This window comes from Streptomyces sp. NPDC051243, from assembly GCF_044455405.1.
In the GTDB taxonomy this organism is placed as follows: Bacteria; Actinomycetota; Actinomycetes; order Streptomycetales; family Streptomycetaceae; genus Streptomyces.
In genome coordinates this window covers 764,182-781,042 of the sequence record NZ_JBITES010000001.1, presented here as the reverse complement: position 1 = coordinate 781,042, position 16,861 = coordinate 764,182, and the positions used below count along the sequence as shown (strand labels likewise).

13 protein-coding genes and 1 pseudogene are annotated in these 16,861 nt (G+C 72.7%); 6 read left to right on the top strand and 8 right to left on the bottom strand.

Annotation, left to right across the window (positions count from 1 at the left end; genetic code table 11):
* Nucleotides 1–29: 29 nt before the first annotated feature.
* A complete protein-coding gene (locus ACIBAG_RS03435; RefSeq protein ID WP_399100423.1) occupies nucleotides 30–1,247 on the bottom strand; it encodes a serine hydrolase domain-containing protein in 1,218 nt (405 codons plus the stop codon).
* A gap of 255 nt (nucleotides 1,248–1,502) precedes the next feature.
* On the opposite strand from ACIBAG_RS03435, the gene ACIBAG_RS03430 reads away from it, so the two are divergent.
* From ACIBAG_RS03430 to ACIBAG_RS03415, 4 genes are all read left to right on the top strand, one after another.
* On the top strand, nucleotides 1,503–1,910 hold the full coding sequence (locus tag ACIBAG_RS03430) for a YciI family protein (RefSeq protein WP_399100421.1): 408 nt from the start codon (nucleotides 1,503–1,505) through the stop codon (nucleotides 1,908–1,910).
* On the top strand, nucleotides 1,907–3,064 hold the full coding sequence (locus ACIBAG_RS03425) for an RNA polymerase sigma factor (protein WP_399100419.1): 1,158 nt from the start codon (nucleotides 1,907–1,909) through the stop codon (nucleotides 3,062–3,064). Before ACIBAG_RS03430 ends, ACIBAG_RS03425 begins: the two co-directional genes overlap by 4 nt.
* Nucleotides 3,065–3,366: 302 nt before the next feature.
* Complete coding sequence (locus ACIBAG_RS03420) at nucleotides 3,367–4,500, top strand: gala protein (RefSeq protein ID WP_399100417.1); 1,134 nt, start codon at nucleotides 3,367–3,369, stop codon at nucleotides 4,498–4,500.
* Nucleotides 4,497–6,293, top strand: a complete 1,797-nt coding sequence (locus tag ACIBAG_RS03415; protein ID WP_399100415.1) for an ankyrin repeat domain-containing protein — start codon at nucleotides 4,497–4,499, stop codon at nucleotides 6,291–6,293. Before ACIBAG_RS03420 ends, ACIBAG_RS03415 begins: the two co-directional genes overlap by 4 nt.
* 71 nt (nucleotides 6,294–6,364) lie before the next feature.
* Here ACIBAG_RS03415 and ACIBAG_RS03410 read toward each other — a convergent pair.
* A pseudogene (locus ACIBAG_RS03410) lies at nucleotides 6,365–6,526 on the bottom strand (hypothetical protein); the annotation flags it as partial.
* On the opposite strand from ACIBAG_RS03410, the gene ACIBAG_RS03405 reads away from it, so the two are divergent.
* Together ACIBAG_RS03405 and ACIBAG_RS03400 are read left to right on the top strand one after the other, a co-directional pair.
* Nucleotides 6,458–7,627 carry an AAA family ATPase gene (locus ACIBAG_RS03405; RefSeq protein WP_399100573.1) on the top strand — a complete coding sequence of 390 codons (1,170 nt, stop codon included), beginning with the start codon at nucleotides 6,458–6,460 and terminating at the stop codon, nucleotides 7,625–7,627. The pseudogene ACIBAG_RS03410 and the gene ACIBAG_RS03405 sit on opposite strands and share 69 nt — an antisense overlap.
* A complete protein-coding gene (locus tag ACIBAG_RS03400) occupies nucleotides 7,624–8,811 on the top strand; it encodes a VWA-like domain-containing protein (RefSeq protein ID WP_399100413.1) in 1,188 nt (395 codons plus the stop codon). The genes ACIBAG_RS03405 and ACIBAG_RS03400 overlap by 4 nt, the downstream gene beginning before the upstream one ends.
* Nucleotides 8,812–8,883: 72 nt before the next feature.
* Here ACIBAG_RS03400 and ACIBAG_RS03395 read toward each other — a convergent pair whose 3' ends face one another.
* From ACIBAG_RS03395 to xylB, 6 genes are all read right to left on the bottom strand, one after another.
* Nucleotides 8,884–10,407, bottom strand: a complete 1,524-nt coding sequence (locus ACIBAG_RS03395) for an aldehyde dehydrogenase family protein (RefSeq protein WP_399100411.1) — start codon at nucleotides 10,405–10,407, stop codon at nucleotides 8,884–8,886.
* 355 nt (nucleotides 10,408–10,762) lie between these two features.
* Nucleotides 10,763–12,076, bottom strand: a complete 1,314-nt coding sequence (locus ACIBAG_RS03390) for a GAF domain-containing protein (protein ID WP_399100409.1) — start codon at nucleotides 12,074–12,076, stop codon at nucleotides 10,763–10,765.
* 82 nt (nucleotides 12,077–12,158) lie between these two features.
* On the bottom strand, nucleotides 12,159–12,758 hold the full coding sequence (locus ACIBAG_RS03385) for an N-acetylmuramoyl-L-alanine amidase (protein ID WP_399100407.1): 600 nt from the start codon (nucleotides 12,756–12,758) through the stop codon (nucleotides 12,159–12,161).
* 60 nt (nucleotides 12,759–12,818) lie between these two features.
* A complete protein-coding gene (locus tag ACIBAG_RS03380) occupies nucleotides 12,819–13,829 on the bottom strand; it encodes an acetamidase/formamidase family protein (protein ID WP_399100404.1) in 1,011 nt (336 codons plus the stop codon).
* A 303-nt stretch (nucleotides 13,830–14,132) separates the two neighbouring features.
* Nucleotides 14,133–15,341: an ROK family protein gene (locus ACIBAG_RS03375; protein WP_399100402.1), complete on the bottom strand. Its 1,209-nt coding sequence runs from the start codon at nucleotides 15,339–15,341 to the stop codon at nucleotides 14,133–14,135.
* Between the two features lie 24 nt (nucleotides 15,342–15,365).
* Nucleotides 15,366–16,811 (bottom strand): xylulokinase, encoded by a 1,446-nt coding sequence (xylB, locus tag ACIBAG_RS03370; RefSeq protein ID WP_399100400.1) that lies wholly within the window; start codon nucleotides 16,809–16,811, stop codon nucleotides 15,366–15,368.
* Nucleotides 16,812–16,861: the final 50 nt, after the last annotated feature.

The window sequence follows — 16,861 nt, the reverse complement described above, 5'->3', positions numbered from 1 at the left end:
CGGAGGTAAGTGGCTCCCCTGCGCGTGCGCTACCTGGAGGGCGACGGGCGGCTTTCGCAGAGCGCGGCCTGGACGGCGGCCTTGATGTCGTCGCTCTGCGCGTCCGAACCGCCCGGGTCGAGGTTCACCATGACCGTCGCCTGCCTGCCGTCGACCGTGGCACCGCCCGCCGTCTCGGACCCGAGCATGTCGCCGGTGTGACCCCAGTACAGTCCGCCGCAGGGCAGCGGCCTGCTCTCCAGGCCCAGGCCGTACGCCCGGCCGTCCGGGTTTCCGGTCGGCCGCGTCCTCGTCATCTCCCGCAGCTGGGCCGGGCGCAGCAGCTCGCCACGTACCAGGGCGTCCAGGAACCGGTTCAGATCGGTACCGCTGGAGATCATCTCCCCGCTAGCCCCCGCGACCGAGGGGTTGACCGCGGTGATGTCCATGAGGGGCGCGTCCGCGCCCGGTCGCACGTACCCGCGCGGATGCGGTCCCGGAATCGCCGGGTCGTCACCCGGCACGTACGTCTCCCGCAGGCCGAGCGGAGTGATGATGCGCCTGCGGATCTCCTCGCCGTACGTGTGGCCGGTCACCTTCTCGATGATCAGGCCGGCCAACAGATAGCCGGTGTTGGAGTAGCGCCAGCCGGTGCCCGGCTCGAAGGTCGGGGGGTGGGCGAGCGCGATGTCCACGAGGTCACGGGCGTCGTGGTGGGCCAGGGGGTCCTTGAGGATCTCCGCCGGGCCGAGGTGGTCGAGGACGTCGGGCACGCCGCTGGTGTGCTGGAGCAGCTGGCGGACGGTGATCACGCGCCCGTCGTTGCCGTGCCCGCGGACGACGCCGGGCAGATAGCGCTCCACCGGGTCATCGAGGACGACGCGACGCTCTCCCACCAGTTGGAGCATGACCGTCGCCACGAACGGCTTGGTCATGCTGCCGATCCGGAACCTGCTGTCACGCCTGATCGGCGCGCCGCTGCGCACGTCGGCGACACCGCTGGTCAGCACCGCGCTCCCGGTACGGTCCCGCACTTCGGCGAGTGCGCCGGGGCCGCCGTCGACGGTGGTCAGCCGACGGAGGAGTTCGCACAGCCGGGGGCGGCCGGTGGGGTCGGCGGAGCCGAGCGCGGTGTTCTCGCCGGTGGCCCGGACCGTGCCGGCGGCGTTCCCCCGCGGCGCGTCGCCGCTCGCCGGCGCGCCCGCCGCGACGCCGACCGCCAGGGCCAACGTCAGTAACCCACCCACCGCACGCTTGCGCTTGAACACGTCTGCCCCCTGGACGTACGCGGGTCGGCGACCTTCGGGCCTGTCCTCGCCGTACCGTCCAACGATGGCCTTGGTGCGCGAGCCGGATCGATGGGGCGGCCATCCGGGTCGAGGGTGGGGGTAACCCCCGGTTCACGGGGGCTTCGGCCTCCTGCCGGAAAACTTCGCGCGGCGATGTCGAGAACCCGCAACCGGCTCCGTCCCCGGGGTGAACGCGACCACAATGGATCGCACGAGCATCGAGGAGAGATCACGATGGCCAAGTACCTGCTTCTCAAGCACTACCGCGGCGCCCCGGCTCCGGCCAACGACGTGCCCATGGACCAGTGGACGCCGGAGGAGATCTCGGCCCACATGCGGTACATGCAGGACTTCGCCGCCCGGCTCGAGAAGACCGGCGAGTTCGTCGACGGTCAGGCGCTCGCCCCCGAGGGGACGTGGGTCCGGTACGACGGTGAGGGGCGCCCGCCGGTCACCGACGGCCCGTTCGCCGAGACGAAGGACCTCATCGCCGGCTGGATGGTGATCGACGTCGACAGCTACGAGCGCGCCGTCGAGCTGGCCGGGGAACTGTCGGCCGCCCCCGGGGCGGGCGGGAAGCCGATCCACGAGTGGCTCGAGCTGCGCCCGTTCTACGGCGTGTCGCCCGCCATCACGGAATGACCTCACCGATGGACGAGGCCCGGCTGAGGAACCTCACGCCGAGTGTGCTCGCCGTTCTCGTCCGCCGCGGAGCCGACTTCGCGGCGGCCGAGGACGCCGTGCAGGAAGCGCTCATCGAGGCGGTCCGCGTCTGGCCGGACGATCCGCCGAGGGATGCGAAGGGCTGGCTGGTCACCGTCGCCTGGCGCAAGTTCCTCGACGCGACCCGGGCGGACGCCGCCCGCCGCAGGCGTGAGGACCGCGTCGAAGAGGAGCCCCCGCCCGGACCCACGCCCTCGGCGGACGACACGCTCCAGCTCTACTTCCTGTGCGCCCACCCCTCGTTGACCCCGTCGTCCGCGGTCGCGCTCACGCTGCGTGCCGTCGGCGGACTGACCACCCGCCAGATCGCCCAGGCCTACCTGGTGCCCGAGGCGACCATGGCGCAGCGCATCAGCCGGGCCAAACGCACCGTCTCCGGCGTGCGGTTCGACCAGCCCGGTGACGTCGCCACCGTGCTGCGCGTCCTCTACCTGGTCTTCAACGAGGGCTACTCCGGGAATGTCGACCTGTCCGCCGAGGCCATCCGCCTCACCCGGCAACTGGCGTCGGCGATCGACCATCCCGAGGTGGCCGGGCTGCTCGCCCTCATGCTGCTCCACCACGCCCGGCGTGACGCCCGGACCGCACCCGACGGCAGCCTGGTGCCACTGGCCGAGCAGGACCGCGGCCGCTGGGACACGCAGTTGATCACCGAGGGCATCGAGATCCTCCAGTCGGCCCTCGCCCGCGACCGGCTGGGCGAGTTCCAGGCCCAGGCCGCCATCGCCGCGCTCCACGCCGACGCGCGCACCGCCGAGGAGACCGACTGGGTACAGATCGTCGAGTGGTACGACGAACTCGCGCGCCTGACCGACAGTCCGGTCGTCCGCCTCAACCGCGCGGTAGCCGTCGGCGAGGCCGACGGCCCACGTGCCGGTCTGGTGGCGCTCGCGGCACTGGACGACTCCCTGCCCCGCCACACCGCGGTGGCCGCCTACCTCCACGAGCGCGACGGCGACCTGGCGACGGCGGCCCAGCTGTACGCCGAGGCCGCCCAGAAGGCCCCCAACCTCGCCGAACGCGCCCATCTGACCCGCCAGGCCGCCCGCCTCAACGCCCGCCGACGCGGCTGACGGGTCGGGGCGAGTCGTCAACGCCGGTCCCTCCAGGGGAAACTCCGTGCGGATCAGGCAAAGTGCAGGGGCCCACCGGGTTCCGAACACAGAGGCGAATGCCGCTATGATCTCCGCGGCAAGGCTGTAGCGCAGAGGTCGTCGCGCCCAAGCATCAAGCTGGAGGACGTCGGTTCGAATCCGACCAGTCTTGCCGCCCTTGTCGTGGAGGAAAGTCGATTGGCGTCGGTTCGTCCTGGGCGGGCGGAGGGCGATGCCGCCCTCGGCGAGCCGGGCACCGGCGATGGACCGGTGGAGTGGTGATGACGCAGCCGACACCCGTACGCTGCCCCGCGATCGAGCACCCCGACATCCCGATCAGCGATCCCGCAGCCCTGGAGCCGTTGCTCGCCCGACTTCGCTCCGCCCAGCCGGTCGAAGCCGACGAGGCCTTCCCGCTCGGCACGGTGCGCGCGGACGGGCGTGTCGATCTGTGCAAGCAGGGACTGGGCGCGGTCGGCGCCGACCGGTTGATGCCGGTCGCCGCCGCTTCCCCGCACGCCACGCATGTCCTGCTCGGCACCAATGCCATCGGCGACGAGGGAGCCCGCACGGTCGCCGACGCGCTGGTCGACGGCCACGGCCTGCACACGCTCTACCTCGGCTGCAACCGCATCGGACCCGAGGGCGCCACCGCACTCGCCGACGCGCTGACGACGGACGGCACCGTCCGCGCCCTGTGGCTCAAGCGCAACCCGGTGGGCGACGAAGGCGCCCGGGCCCTCGCCGCGACGCTCCGCAGCAACACCACGCTGCGCACCCTCGACCTGGTCAACACCGGTCTGACCACCGACGGTCTGCAGGCCCTGTTCGAGGCCCTCACCAGCCGGCCCAGCCCGGTGGAACGCCTCTTCCTCGGCGGCAACGGCCTGACCGCCGACGCCGCCCCGCTGCTGGCCGCGCTGATCCGTGAGGCGGGGGTGCGTGAGCTGTACCTCCCCGCCAACCACCTCGGAGACGAAGGCGCCGCCATCCTCGCCGCCGCGACCGACCCCGCACGACCGGTGCGCCTCGGCCTGGGCGGCAACGGGATCGGCCCGGTCGGCGCCTCGGCCCTCGCCGGTTCCCTCGCCGGGATCGAGGCACTCGACCTCGGGCGGCCGCCGTCGGAACGCAGCCTCGGCGCCCCCGCCAACACCACCGGCGACGAAGGCGCCCACGCGCTGGCCGCCGCCCTGCCGGGCAGCCCACTGCGCCGGCTGGAGCTGTGCCACACCGGCCTGACCGGCCGGGGCGCCAAGACACTGCTGGCGGCGGTGCCCGACAACTCGCCCCTGGAGTACGTCGGTCTGGGACCCGGTCTGCCCCGCAAGGTGAAGCGGTCCTTCACCCGGCGTCTGCGGCCCGCCGGCAGGACACATCCCGACCTGCGCGCGATAGGGAGCGTCTACCGGTGAGCTCTCGTGGCGAACTGCGCTGCTTCCCCCCGGACGAGGCGGCGAGCCTGCGCCGGATCCGCCGGTACGCGGTACCCGGCTGGATGATCGAGCGGGCGACCGAACGCAGGCTGGCCGGTGACTGGCGCGGCGCCTGCGCGGCGGCCAACGTCGATGTCACCTTCGACCTGTCCGATGTCGCCGACCACTGCGGCGACGACGTCGCCGAGGCCCTGGAGGACGACCTCCGTCACTTCGCCCCGGACCTGCTGCGCTGGCACCTGCCCCGCGTCCTCGGCGGACGGAGCACCCTCGCCACGGACCGGACGGTCGTGCTGGCGCGCTACCGCCCCAAGGCGCCGGACGAGGGCCGCGGGACCACGCCGTACCTCCACATCACCACCGGTCCCATGATCGCCGGACCGCAGCGGATCGCTCTGCGGTTCAGCACGCTCGGGGTCGTCGAGCGAGCCGCGGGCGTCTTCGGACGGGACACCGGGGACTGGCGCTACGCGCGGCACCTGTGGGACGTACGGCACACCGCCGAACTGCGTGAACGGTGCGGCGGCGGCACGGACAGGCCGCCGTTCTTCCACGCCGACGGCACCCCGCGCGGCGCGGACGAACTGCCGACGGCCGATCCCGGCGACGGCGACCCGGTGACGCGGGCCGAGTGGGCCACGCTGCTGCACCAGAAGGGCGGGACACAGGCCGCCTTCGCCGCCGCCGGCATCGAGCTGGACCTGACGCCCCCGCAGAAGTCGGGCTGGTACCAGGCGGACCCGGAGCGGCTGCTGAGCGGGATGGCGCTCAACCACACCCGCCTGGAGCCGGAAACACGCCGGCAGATGTCCGAGGGCGTCGGCGACCGCTTCCTCATCGCCGAGCACTGGCGGACTTACCTCCTGCTGGAACCCACGGGCCCCGCCGGGATGCTGGTACGAGTAGTCGACCGGGACGACGTCAAGGACGAGCCCATCCTCGCCGAGGCCCTGTGGCGCAGGCTCCCCGACCTCGACCTGATGCGCGTGGGAGGCGTCGCGGCGGAGCAACTGCATCCGCTCGTCCGCGAGTCGCTGTTCCCCGCCCTCCAGGTCCCGCAAGGCCCCGTCGGCCCGCCGGGGCCGACGGCTCCCGCACCCGTACGGGTCAGGTGCCGGGGCGAATGGCACGAGGTGGCCTTCCGGCCCGGCGGCCTGCTGCGCATGCCGCACAGCGACGCGGAGCAACAACGCGAGCGCGCCATGCGCGCCTTCGGCGGTGCCGTCGCCGGATGCTTCGCCGTGGAGCAGACGTGGACCTCCGGAGAGGGCCGCCTGCCGAAGGCGCTGCGGGCGCAACGCGACGAACTGTTCATGCGGGCTCAGCACGGTGACACCCCCGGCGTGCTGGAACTCCTGGACGCCGGTGTCGACCCCCGCGTGCGGGACGCCGGCGGGCGCACCCTCCTGCACGTACTGAACCTCCTCGACCACCGGACCCTGCTGCCGCGGCTGCTGGCGGAGGGGCTGGACCTCGAGGCCCGCGACCAGCGCGAGCGCACGCCGCTGTTCGTGGCGGTCAACGACCTCGGGTCGAAGGAACTGGTGGAGGCGCTCGTCGCCGCCGGGGCACGGCTCGACGTGGTCGACCAGTCCGAGCTGTCACTCGCCCAGCTCGTCCGCCGGTACAAGCGGCGCGACCTGGCCTTCCTCCGGGCACGCGTACTGGAGGAGCACCCGGGCGTCGGCGCCGAGTGGTGGGACGAATGGCAGGACGAGCAGGAGGAGTACGACGCGGACGATCCCGACGACGAGGAAGAGCTGACCTTTTGAGCACCGAAGCGGGTCCCTTGAGCAGCGAAGCCGGTCCGTTGAGCAGCGAAGCCGGTCCGTTGAGCAGCGAAGCCGGTCCGTTGAGCAGCGAAGCCGGTCCGTTGAGCAGCGAAGCCGGTCCGTTGAGCGCAGACGGTACCGCCCCCACCGCGCCGTCCGGCCCGCTGGCGGCCGCCGACGACCTCAACCGACGGCTGCGCGCGCGCCGGACCGAGCCCGCCGCGAACCCGCAGTTGGAAGCGCTCGCGCTGGCCGTGACGGCGAATCAGCCCGTCCTGCTGTGGGGAGAGCCGGGAATCGGCAAGTCGGCCGGCCTGGAGCAGCTCGCCGCCGGGCTCGGTCTGCCGCTGGAGACGGTCATCGCCAGCGTGCACGAGCCCTCCGACTTCGCCGGACTGCCCATCGTCGGTGACGACCCGGCCGTGACCGGTGTGCCGATGGCCCCGCCGGACTGGGCGGTCCGCCTCGCCCGGGCCGGACAGGGCCTGCTCTTCTTCGACGAACTGTCCTCCGCACCCCCGGCCGTGCAGGCCGCGCTCCTGCGGGTGGTGCTCGAACGGCGGGTCGGCAGCCTCGTCCTGCCGGAGGCGGTGCGGATCGTCGCCGCCGCCAACCCGCCGTCCAGCGCGGCGGACGGCTGGCATCTCAGCCCCCCGCTCGCCAACCGGTTCGTCCACCTCGAATGGACCCATGACCCCCGGACGGTCGCCCGCGGCATGGCCGGCACCTGGCCCGAGGTGACCGTGCCCGTGGTCGCCGCCGCCAAGGTGCCCGGTGCTGTCGCACGGGCCCGTGGCGCGATCTCCGGCTTCCTCACGGCCCGGCCCGGCCTGGTCCACCACATACCGGGCGACGCCGAGAGCCGGGGCCGCTCCTGGCCGTCCCCCCGGACCTGGGAGATGGCACTCAGGCTGCTCGCCGCCGGGTACGCGGCCGGCGTCGGCCGTGAGGCGCTGGCCGCCGCGCTCACCGGTGCCGTCGGGGACGGCGCGGGCATCGAGCTGCTGTCGTACCTCGAACACCTCGATCTGCCCGACCCCGACCGTGTCCTCGCCGACCCCGACGCCTTCGCCCTGCCCGACCGCGGCGACCGTCAACTGGCGTTCCTCATCGCGGTCGTCGCCGCCATCCAGAGCGACCTCACCCGACCCTGGTGGGAGGCAGGCTGGGCGGTGCTGGCGAAGGCCGTGGACGCGGGCGTACCGGACGTGGCCGCCCGCGCCGCCACCGACCTCGCGGCGATGCGGCGGCTCGACTGGCCCGTACCGCCCGGCATCGACGGGTTCCTGGACCTGCTGCAGATGTCCGGGGCGCTGCCCGGCGCCGGCCGGTGACGGGGGACGCGCGCCGCGCCCTGGACGTGACCAAGCTGCTCGCGGCCCGCTACCGGGCGGCGAGCGACCGGCCGTATCTGGCGTCGGCGTTGTACGCGCTGACCGTCGTCGCGAGCACCGACGTCCCGACGATGGGGGTGGACCGGCACTGGCGCTGCTATGTGTCCCCCGCCTTCGTCGACGCGACGCCGGTTCCCGAACTGGCGGGCGTCTGGGTGCACGAGGCGGCGCACCTGCTGCGCGACCACCATGGCCGCGCCGACCGCCTCCCCGCCGCCGCCCAGCGCGACGGGCACCGCGTCAACGTCGCCCAGGACTGCGAGATCAACGACGATCTCCTCGCCGACGGCCTGCGCCTGCCCGAGGGGCGCATGGAACCGCGCCTTTTCGGCCTCCCCGAGGGTCAGTTGTTCGAGGCGTACGTCGACCGACTCCCGCCGCACGTACGAACGCCGGACTGCGGATCGGGCGCCCACGGCCGGCCCTCGCCCTGGGAACTCCCGGAGTCGGCCGGCCCCGCCCGGCTCGGCGAGGTCGAGGCGCAGGCCCTGCGGCGGCAGACCGCCGAGGCGATGCGCGCCCACCAGCGCACCCGCGGCACGCTGCCCGGGGGCTGGCAGCGCTGGGCCGAGGAGGTCCTGGAACCCACGGTGGACTGGCGACGGGCGCTGTCCGGCGCGGTACGGGAAGCCGCCGCATGGGCCGGCGGAGCCGTCGACTACACCTACCGCCGACCCTCGCGCCGTACTCCGGCGCTGCGCGGCGTCGTCCTGCCGAGCCTGCGCCGCCCGCTGCCGCGGGTGGCCGTCGTCATCGACACCTCCGGATCGATGGGCGACGCCGAACTGGCGGCCGCCCTCGGGGAGGTGACGGGTGTCCTGCGCGAGGTGGGCATACGCGGCAACCGCGTGACCGTGCTCGCGTGCGACGCCGACGTGCACGCCGTGTCCCGGGTGACCGCCACCGAGCAGATCACCCTGGGCGGCGGTGGCGGCACGGACATGCGCGTCGGTATCGAAGCGGCCCTCGCGGCACGGGACCGCCCGAACATCGTCGTCGTCCTCACCGACGGATACACCCCCTGGCCCGACGAGAGCCCACCCTGCCGCATCATCGCGGCTCTGATCGGCTCTGCCGCGCCGCAGCCTCCGAGCTGGGTGGAGACGGTGCGGATTCCCACCTAGAAGAAGCAGGCAGGCCCGAAGCCACGGCGCCTGACGGTAAAAGAACAGGTCAGGCGCGTTTTCGTAGCCGCTTTAGAAGAAGCCCAGCTTCTTCGGCGAGTACGACACCAGCAGGTTCTTCGTCTGCTGATAGTGCTCCAGCATCATCTTGTGCGTCTCACGGCCGATCCCCGACCCCTTGTAGCCGCCGAACGCGGCGTGTGCCGGGTACGCGTGGTAGCAGTTCGTCCAGACGCGCCCCGCCTGGATGGCGCGGCCCGCTCGGTACGCGGTGTTGATGTCCCGCGTCCATACGCCCGCACCGAGGCCGTACAACGTGTCGTTGGCGATCTTGACGGCGTCGTCGAAGTCGTCGAAGGACGTCACCGAGACGACCGGCCCGAAGATCTCCTCCTGGAAGATCCGCATACGGTTGTCGCCCTCGAAGACCGTCGGCTGGACGTAGTAGCCGCCCTTCAACTCGCCGTCGTGCTCGATACGTTCGCCGCCCGTCAGCACCCGGGCGCCTTCCTGCCGGCCGATGTCCAGGTAGGAGAGGATCTTCTCCAACTGGTCGTTGGAGGCCTGCGCGCCGATCATCGTGTCCGTGTCGAGCGGGTGGCCGGTCTTGATCTGCTCGGTGCGGGCGATCGCCGCCTCCATGAACTCGGCGTAGTGACCGCGCTGCACCAGCGCCCGGGACGGGCACGTGCACACCTCGCCCTGGTTGAGCGCGAACATCGTGAACCCCTCGAGCGCCTTGTCCCGGAAGTCGTCGTTCGCCGCCCAGATGTCGTCGAAGAAGATGTTCGGGGACTTGCCGCCCAGCTCGAGGGTCACCGGGGTGATGTTCTCCGAGGCGTACTGCATGATCAGCCGGCCGGTCGTGGTCTCCCCGGTGAACGCCACTTTGGCCACCCGGGGGCTGGACGCCAGCGGCTTGCCCGCCTCCACGCCGAAGCCGTTGACGATGTTGACCACACCGGGCGGAAGCAGATCGGCGACCAGGCTGAGCCAGTAGTGGATGGACGCAGGTGTCTGCTCGGCCGGCTTCAGCACGACCGTGTTGCCCGCGGCCAGCGCCGGGGCGAGCTTCCACGTCGCCATCAGAATCGGGAAGTTCCACGGGATGATCTGCGCGACCACACCCAGCGGCTCGTGGAAGTGGTACGCCACCGTGTCGTCGTCGAGCTCGCCGAGTGACCCCTCCTGCGCCCTGATCGCGCCCGCGAAGTAGCGGAAGTGGTCGACGGCCAGCGGAATGTCGGCGGCCAGCGTCTCCCGCACCGGCTTGCCGTTCTCCCAGCTCTCGGCTACGGCCAACTTCTCCAGGTTCGCCTCCATACGGTCGGCGATCTTCAGCAGGATGTCGGCGCGCTCGGTCACCGCCGTCCGGCCCCACGCGGGTGCGGCCGCGTGCGCCGCGTCCAGCGCCCGCTCCACGTCCTCCGCCGTGCCCCGCGCGATCTCGGTGAACGGCTGCCCGTTCACCGGGCTCGGGTTCTCGAAGTACTGCCCCTTGATCGGCGGCACGTACTCACCGCCGATGAAGTGGTCGTAGCGCGCCTGGTAGGAGACGATCGCGCCCTCGGTGCCGGGCGCCGCGTAACGGGTCATTCTGCTCTGCCTCCCGAAGAAGCGCTGCCCGCCGTTGGGCAGCTCTCGGCGCGAGGCTAGGGACGGCGAGGTTGCAAGTACGTTGCGTGGGGCGGTGTTCCAGTGGATCCAGCAGCCTGGCCGGTGGTTCCATCAGCCGACCGGTGGCTCGATCAGTCGGCGACCGGTGGCTCGGCCAGTCGGGCGGTGGCTCGGCCAGTCGGGCGGTGGCTCGATCAGCCCGTCGGTGGCTCGGCCAGTCGGGCGGTGGCTCGACCAGCCCGTCGGTGGCTCGACCAGCCGGGCGGTGGCTCGACCAGCCCGCCGGTGGCTCGACCAGTCGGCTGGTGCCTCGGTCAGCCGGCCGGTGCCTCCGTCAGCGTGGCGGACGGCCCTCCCAAGAAGGCCGTGCCATGAGCTCGGACTCCAGCGCGGCCAGCCTCGACCGTACCGCCGCCGTCGGGCGCACGGCGGCGAGTGCCCGCCACACCTCCACGTCGTCCTCACCCCATGGCGCGTGCACCCAGTCGGCCAGCAGGTCGGGGTCGCGGCGCGCGATCAGCGCCGTCCGCAGTCCGTCGGCCAGGCGCCGCCTGAGCCGCACCACCGCCGGTGCCTGCGAGCCCGGCAGCAGCGGTCCGTCGTACGCCGTGACCGCGGCCGTGACCGCACCCGTCTCCAGCCGCCGCTCCACGACCGCCACATCCGACTCCACCGGCACCGTGAGCCGGTAAGGCCGCGAGGCGAGCAGACCGGGCCCCAGCACCCGGCGCAGGCGGGCCAGTTCGGCGCGCAGCGTCACCGGCGTCACCGACTCGTCCTCGTACAGCGCGCACAGCAACTCGTCCCCGGTCAGCCCCTCCGGATGCCGGGTCAGCAGCACCAGGATCTCGCTGTGCCGGCGACTGAGCCTGACCCGGCGGCCGCCCATGAGCAACCGCGCCTCGTCGCGGCCCAGCGCGCTCAGCTCCGGCCTGTCGGCGGTGGGCGCGGGCGGGGCGAGCAGCGCCAGCTGGGACTCCGCGGCCCGTGCCACGGCCTGTACGAACCCCAGACTGTGCGGGTGCGCGAGCCCGTCCCCACCGGTGATGTCCACCGCCCCGAGCACCCGCCCGGTGCGCGGATCGTGCACCGGAGCCGCGGCACAGGTCCAGGGCTGCACGCGGCGGATGAAGTGCTCGGCCGCGAACACCTGCACCGGCCGGTCCACGGCGACCGCCGTGCCCGGTGCGTTCGTGCCGACCGCTGTCTCCGCCCACCGCGCACCCGGCACGAAGTTCATCCGCCCCGCCCGCCGCCGCGTGGTGGGATGACCTTCCACCCACAGCAGCCGGCCGTGCGCGTCGCACACCGCGAGCAGATGCTCGCCGTCGGCGGCGAACGTGCCCAGCAGCTCCCGGAACAGCGGCATCACCCGCGCCAGCGGATGCTCCGCGCGATAAGCGCCGAGATCTCCGTCCGCCAGCTCCACACTCGCGGTCCCGTCCGGACCCACACCGGCCCGCGCGGAACGCCGCCACGAGTCGGCCACCACGGCACGCACCGGCTTCGACACGGTCCCCGCCTCGGTGAACGTCTCATGGGCACGACGCAGCACCCGTACCCGCTCGGCAGGGTCGGCCCCCGGCTCCAGGGCCACCCATGGATCGGTCAACTCGGCCTCCCCGGAAGGCGATGAGGATGGGGACATCGTCACTCCGGGTGCGCGCGCGGACAACCTTTTCGACGGGCGGCACCCGAACGACGGGCACACCGGAGCAGATGTGCGAGCCTCAGGCGGCGTTGACGAGGCGTATGTAGCGCGTCCAGTCCCAGTGCGGACCGGGGTCGGTGTGGTCCGTGCCGGGCACCTCGTGGTGCCCGATGATGTGCGTGCGGTCCTTCGGTATGCCGTGTCTGGCGCAGATGGCCGCCGTGAGCCGGGCCGATGTCTCGTACAGGACGTCGGTGAAGTAGCCGGGTCGGTCGACCCAGCCCTCGTGCTCGATGCCGATGCTGCGCGTGTTGTGGTCCCAGTCCCCGGCGTGCCAGGCGATGTCGGCCTCGCGAACGCACTGGGAGGTGTGTCCGTCGGCGGACCGGACGACGTAGTGAGCCGACACTTTCTTCTTCGGGTTCTGGAAGACGGACAGGGTGTTGGGGTAAGTGGTCTGGGTCACGTGGATGATCACCTGGTCGACGGGATGGGTCGTGGGCCGGTTCGCCTCCGTGTAGTTGGCGGTGCTCGCCGGCTGCCACTCGGCGAGCGGGTAGTCCGGGCCGGGGACGTGTGCTCCGGCCCGCCACTCGGGGAGCAGGGCGTACGGGACGGCGGCGAGGGCGGTGCCCTGGAGGATCCGGCGGCGGCTGAGGCGTGGTCTCGCGCGTTCCAAAAGGGATTGCCTTTCGGTAAGGGGAGTGCATTTCAGTGGTGAGCGTGGCAGCGGGGTGGCTCAGCGCAGCGTCGCCGCCGTCTCCCGCAGTCGCGCGTGTACTCCACGGTGCGTCTCCCGTGCGGGAAGCCACTGCTTGCGGATCTTGGCCACGCACGTGTAGTTGGTGTCGCACACGTTGGCCAGCGGTGACTCGACGGCCTGGGTCGCGAACTGGTAGGCGTCCACCTCGCTGAAGCCGTAGTCGCGCACCAGCCACTGAACCAGGTCCAGCTGGGATATCCGGAACGCGTCCTCCAGCGGCCGGGCCGATCCCGTCGAGATGATGTGCGTGTCGGACTCGATGCGGGGCCAGGGCGTGGCAAGTCCCTTGAGCAGCTCGATGATCACCACGGTGTTCATCGCGCATTCGACCGCGACCCCGCAGGTCTCGCCCTCGCCCTGCCGGGCATGTCCGTCACCGAGGCTGAGCAGCGCGCCCTCGACGTTCACCCCGAGATAGCAGGTGACACCCGCCCGCATCTCCGGGGTGTCCATGTTCCCGCCGTGCGCGTCGGGCACCAGGGCGGAGCGCACCTCGAGGTTGGCCGGCGCTACTCCGACTGTGCCGTGCATCGGGTCCATGGGCAGCTCGGCCTCGATGTCACTGTCGTGCGCCCGGAACAGCGCCGTCCGACGCGTCCGGTCCAACTGCCAGATCCAGACGGTCTCCGGGAGCGGCGGTTGCAGTGTGGCCGTGGTGTGGGTCGAGGTGAGTGCGCCGAACAGCGGGACGGTGGTCGACGCGGCCCAGTCCCGGGCCGGTTCGATCGACACGAAGTGCACGGCGACCGTGTCGCCGGGCTCGGCGCCCTCGATGTGAAAGGGGCCGGTCTGCGGGTTGAGGAAGGGAAACTCGCACACCTCGGACACCAGGTCCTTCTCCGACCGCACCCGTCCGGCGAAGCAGTCCTCCGTGTACAGGTCGAGGACCGTGCCGGGCGCTATGCGTGCCACGGGCGGCGCCCCGCCGAACGTCCAGGCGTACTCGCCGGGCTCGGGTCGCACGGTCAGGATCCGGGGGTCGCTCATCGCTGCCCCCCTGCTGCGGTTTTCCTCGACATCCGAATCCCCCTCGTCGCACGGTGGTGAGCTGCTCAGGCGCCCCTGACACGGCAGCCCGGGCCTCGCGTGAATCACGGTACGGGGCAGGCAGGTCGGGCAGAAGGGCGTGCCGTGTTTCCGTGGACAGCGGCCGGATTGTGGATAACTCGCTCACTCGCACGGGTAATGCCAGGCACGGTGCGAGGAGGACGGCCGGCGCGGCGCGGGTAGCCACGGCGCCGCCCCGCCCGGAGAAACGGGGGGTCGAACGATCGCCAACTCGGCCCGGAGTCAGGCTCGTTCCGCCACAACCGCCGGATCGTCGAGCACCGCCCGCACCACCGAGTGCGCCGCCCCCAGCAACGGTCCCTCCGGACCCAGCCGTGACACGGACACCGGGCAGGCGGGCCCCGCCGTGCGCCGGTCCAACTCCGCCTCCAGCGACGGCAGCAGCCAGGGCGCGAGCCCCGCCAGCGCGCCGCCCAGCACCACACTCTCGGGGTCCAACAGATTGACCGCGCCCGTCAGCGCGACACCGAGCGCCGTCCCCGCGTCGCGCAGAGCCCGCCGTACGTCCTCGTCACCCTCGGCGGCACGCCGGGCGAGCAGTCCTACGCGGTCCTCGCCCGGCTCCAGTCCGGCCGCGCGCAGCACCGCCTCCTCACCGGCGTACTGCTCCAGGCATCCACGCCCGCCGCACGGGCACTCCGGTCCGTCCGGCTGGACGGGCACGTGCCCCAACTCGCCCGCGAAACCGCGCGTTCCGTGCAGCAGCCCTCCGTCCACCACGACCGCCGCGCCGATGCCGATTTCGGCGGACACGTGCAGGAAGTCACGCGGAATGCCGTCGCCGAGCCAGAGTTCGGCCAGCGCGCCGAAGTTGGCCTCGTTGCCCACGGTCAACGGGAAGTCCACGGGCAGCAGGGCGCCCAGGTCGGTGTCACGCCAGTCGAGGTTCGGCGCGCGTACGACGGTACGGGCATCCCGCGCCACCAGACCCGGGACGGCGACCGCCAGACCGGCGGGCCACAGACCCTCGCGCTCGGCCTCGGCGAGCACGCGGCGCACCAGCCCGGTGAGTTCCTCGATCACCGGCTCGGGGGCACGGCCCCGGTTCGCCCCGTACCGCACCGCCCTGGACCGCACCTCGCCACGCAGGTCGACCGCGCAGACGGCGAGATGGTCGACTCCGATCTCCGCGCCGATCCCGGCCGGACCGTGCCCGCTGACGGCCAGCGCCGAGCCCGGACGGCCCACCCGGCCGGGCCGCTCGGGACCGAGTTCCTCCAGCAGCCCCGAGCGGATCAGTTCGTCGACGAGCGTGGACACCGCGGCACGGGTCAGCCCGATGCGGGAGGCGACGGCAGCGCGCGAGAGCGGACCCTCGGCGCTGACGGTGTGCATCACCCGGGCGAGGTTGCGGCGGCGCATGCCCTGCTGGGTGTTGGGCAGCGCGGGCCCGGCGCCGGCGGGGTGGGCCTCGTGCGGCGGTGCGGTCATGCCTCCGTCAGTCCTCGTCCGTTCTCAGTGGCCTTCGGGGCTCCGCTCCAGCAGCGGGGCCGCGTCGGAGAGTACCCCGCTGATCCTGGTCAGCGTCTCGTCGTCCCGTTCCACGGCGTCGAGAACCGGCCCGCGCGTGGTGTTCCAGCGCCGGGCGACCGCCGCCGGATCCTCGCCGGTCAGCAGCCCGGCCGCCTGGGCCGCCGCACCCAGCGCGACCAGCTCCTTGGCCTCGGGCACCTGCACCGGGCGCCCCGACAGCCGTCGTACGGTCTGCTGCCAGGCCGTGCCCCGGGCGCCGCCGCCGATCAGCAGTAGCGGGGCCGACCGGTCGGCGTCGTCGTCCAGGACCAGGTCCAGGGCGCCGAGCAGTGCGTGGACGGCACCGTCGTAGGCGGCCTGGAGGAGCTGGCCGGCGGTCGTGTCGTGGCGCAGGCCGTGCAGCAGGCCGGAGGCGTTGGGCAGGTTCGGGGTGCGTTCGCCGTCCAGATAGGGCAGGAGGGTGAGGCCGGTGGTGGGTTCCACGGCCTCGCGGTCGAGGCCCAGCAGGGCGGCGAGCCGGTCGACGGCCAGCGTGCAGTTCAGCGTGCAGGCCAGCGGCAGCCAGTCGCCGTGCGCGTCGGCGAACCCCGCCACGGTGCCGGTCGGGTCGGCGGGGCGCCGCTTCGACACCGCGTACACCGTGCCCGACGTGCCGAGGCTCAGCACGGGCATGCCGGGACGCAGACCGAGGCCCAGCGCGGCGGCCGCGTTGTCGCCGGTGCCGGGGGCGACCAGGGTGCCCTTGGAGAACGGCAGGTCGTGGCTGTCGCGCACGGTGCCCGCGACCTCGCCGGGCCGGACCACGCGGGGCAGCAGCGCCGGGTCGAGCCCCACGCGCGCGAGGATCTCGTCGTCGTACGACTCCGTCCCCGACGCCCACCAGCCGGTACCGGAGGCGTCGCCGCGGTCGGTGGTGCCTTGCCCGGTGAGACGTTCGGTGAGGTAGTCGTGGGGGAGTCGTACGGCCTTGGTGGCCCGGACCGACTCGGGCTCGTGCTCGGCCAGCCAGGCCCACTTCGTGACCGTGAAGGAGGCGGCCGGGACGGAGCCCGTGCGCTCGGCCCAGAACTTCGCGCCGCCGAGTTCCTCGGTCAGGCGGCGGGCCTGCGGCGCCGAGCGCACGTCGTTCCACAGCAGGGCCGGACGTACCGGCTCGCCCTGTGCGTCCAGCGTGACCAGGCCGTGCTGCTGCCCGCCGATCGACACCGCGGCAGCCTCGTGCGCGGCGTCGCCGCACTGGCGCAGCGCCTCGCAGAGGGCGTCCCACCACTGGCGCGGGTCGCTCTCTCGGCCGGCTCCGGAGGACACCGTGTGCGGTGCCTGGCCGCTCGCGACGACCTGCCCGGTCGACACGTCGACGACCAGCGCCTTGGTGGACTGGGTGGACGTGTCCACGCCGACGACGAGCGGACCCTCGGCTGCTGACATCGGGCTCTCCCTTTTCCGCGGCTCTGCGGGATCTGACCTGCTGTTTCAAG

What these genes read in the sequence shown, in the direction of transcription:
- xylB (WP_399100400.1), bottom strand. Translation starts at nt 16,811, where the DNA reads ATGTCAGCAGCCGAGGGTCCGCTCGTCGTCGGCGTGGACACGTCCACC.
- ACIBAG_RS03395 (WP_399100411.1), bottom strand. Translation starts at nt 10,407, where the DNA reads ATGACCCGTTACGCGGCGCCCGGCACCGAGGGCGCGATCGTCTCCTAC.
- ACIBAG_RS03380 (WP_399100404.1), bottom strand. Translation starts at nt 13,829, where the DNA reads ATGAGCGACCCCCGGATCCTGACCGTGCGACCCGAGCCCGGCGAGTAC.
- ACIBAG_RS03375 (WP_399100402.1), bottom strand. Translation starts at nt 15,341, where the DNA reads ATGACCGCACCGCCGCACGAGGCCCACCCCGCCGGCGCCGGGCCCGCG.
- ACIBAG_RS03425 (WP_399100419.1), top strand. Translation starts at nt 1,907, where the DNA reads ATGACCTCACCGATGGACGAGGCCCGGCTGAGGAACCTCACGCCGAGT.
- ACIBAG_RS03420 (WP_399100417.1), top strand. Translation starts at nt 3,367, where the DNA reads ATGACGCAGCCGACACCCGTACGCTGCCCCGCGATCGAGCACCCCGAC.
- ACIBAG_RS03430 (WP_399100421.1), top strand. Translation starts at nt 1,503, where the DNA reads ATGGCCAAGTACCTGCTTCTCAAGCACTACCGCGGCGCCCCGGCTCCG.
- ACIBAG_RS03390 (WP_399100409.1), bottom strand. Translation starts at nt 12,076, where the DNA reads ATGTCCCCATCCTCATCGCCTTCCGGGGAGGCCGAGTTGACCGATCCA.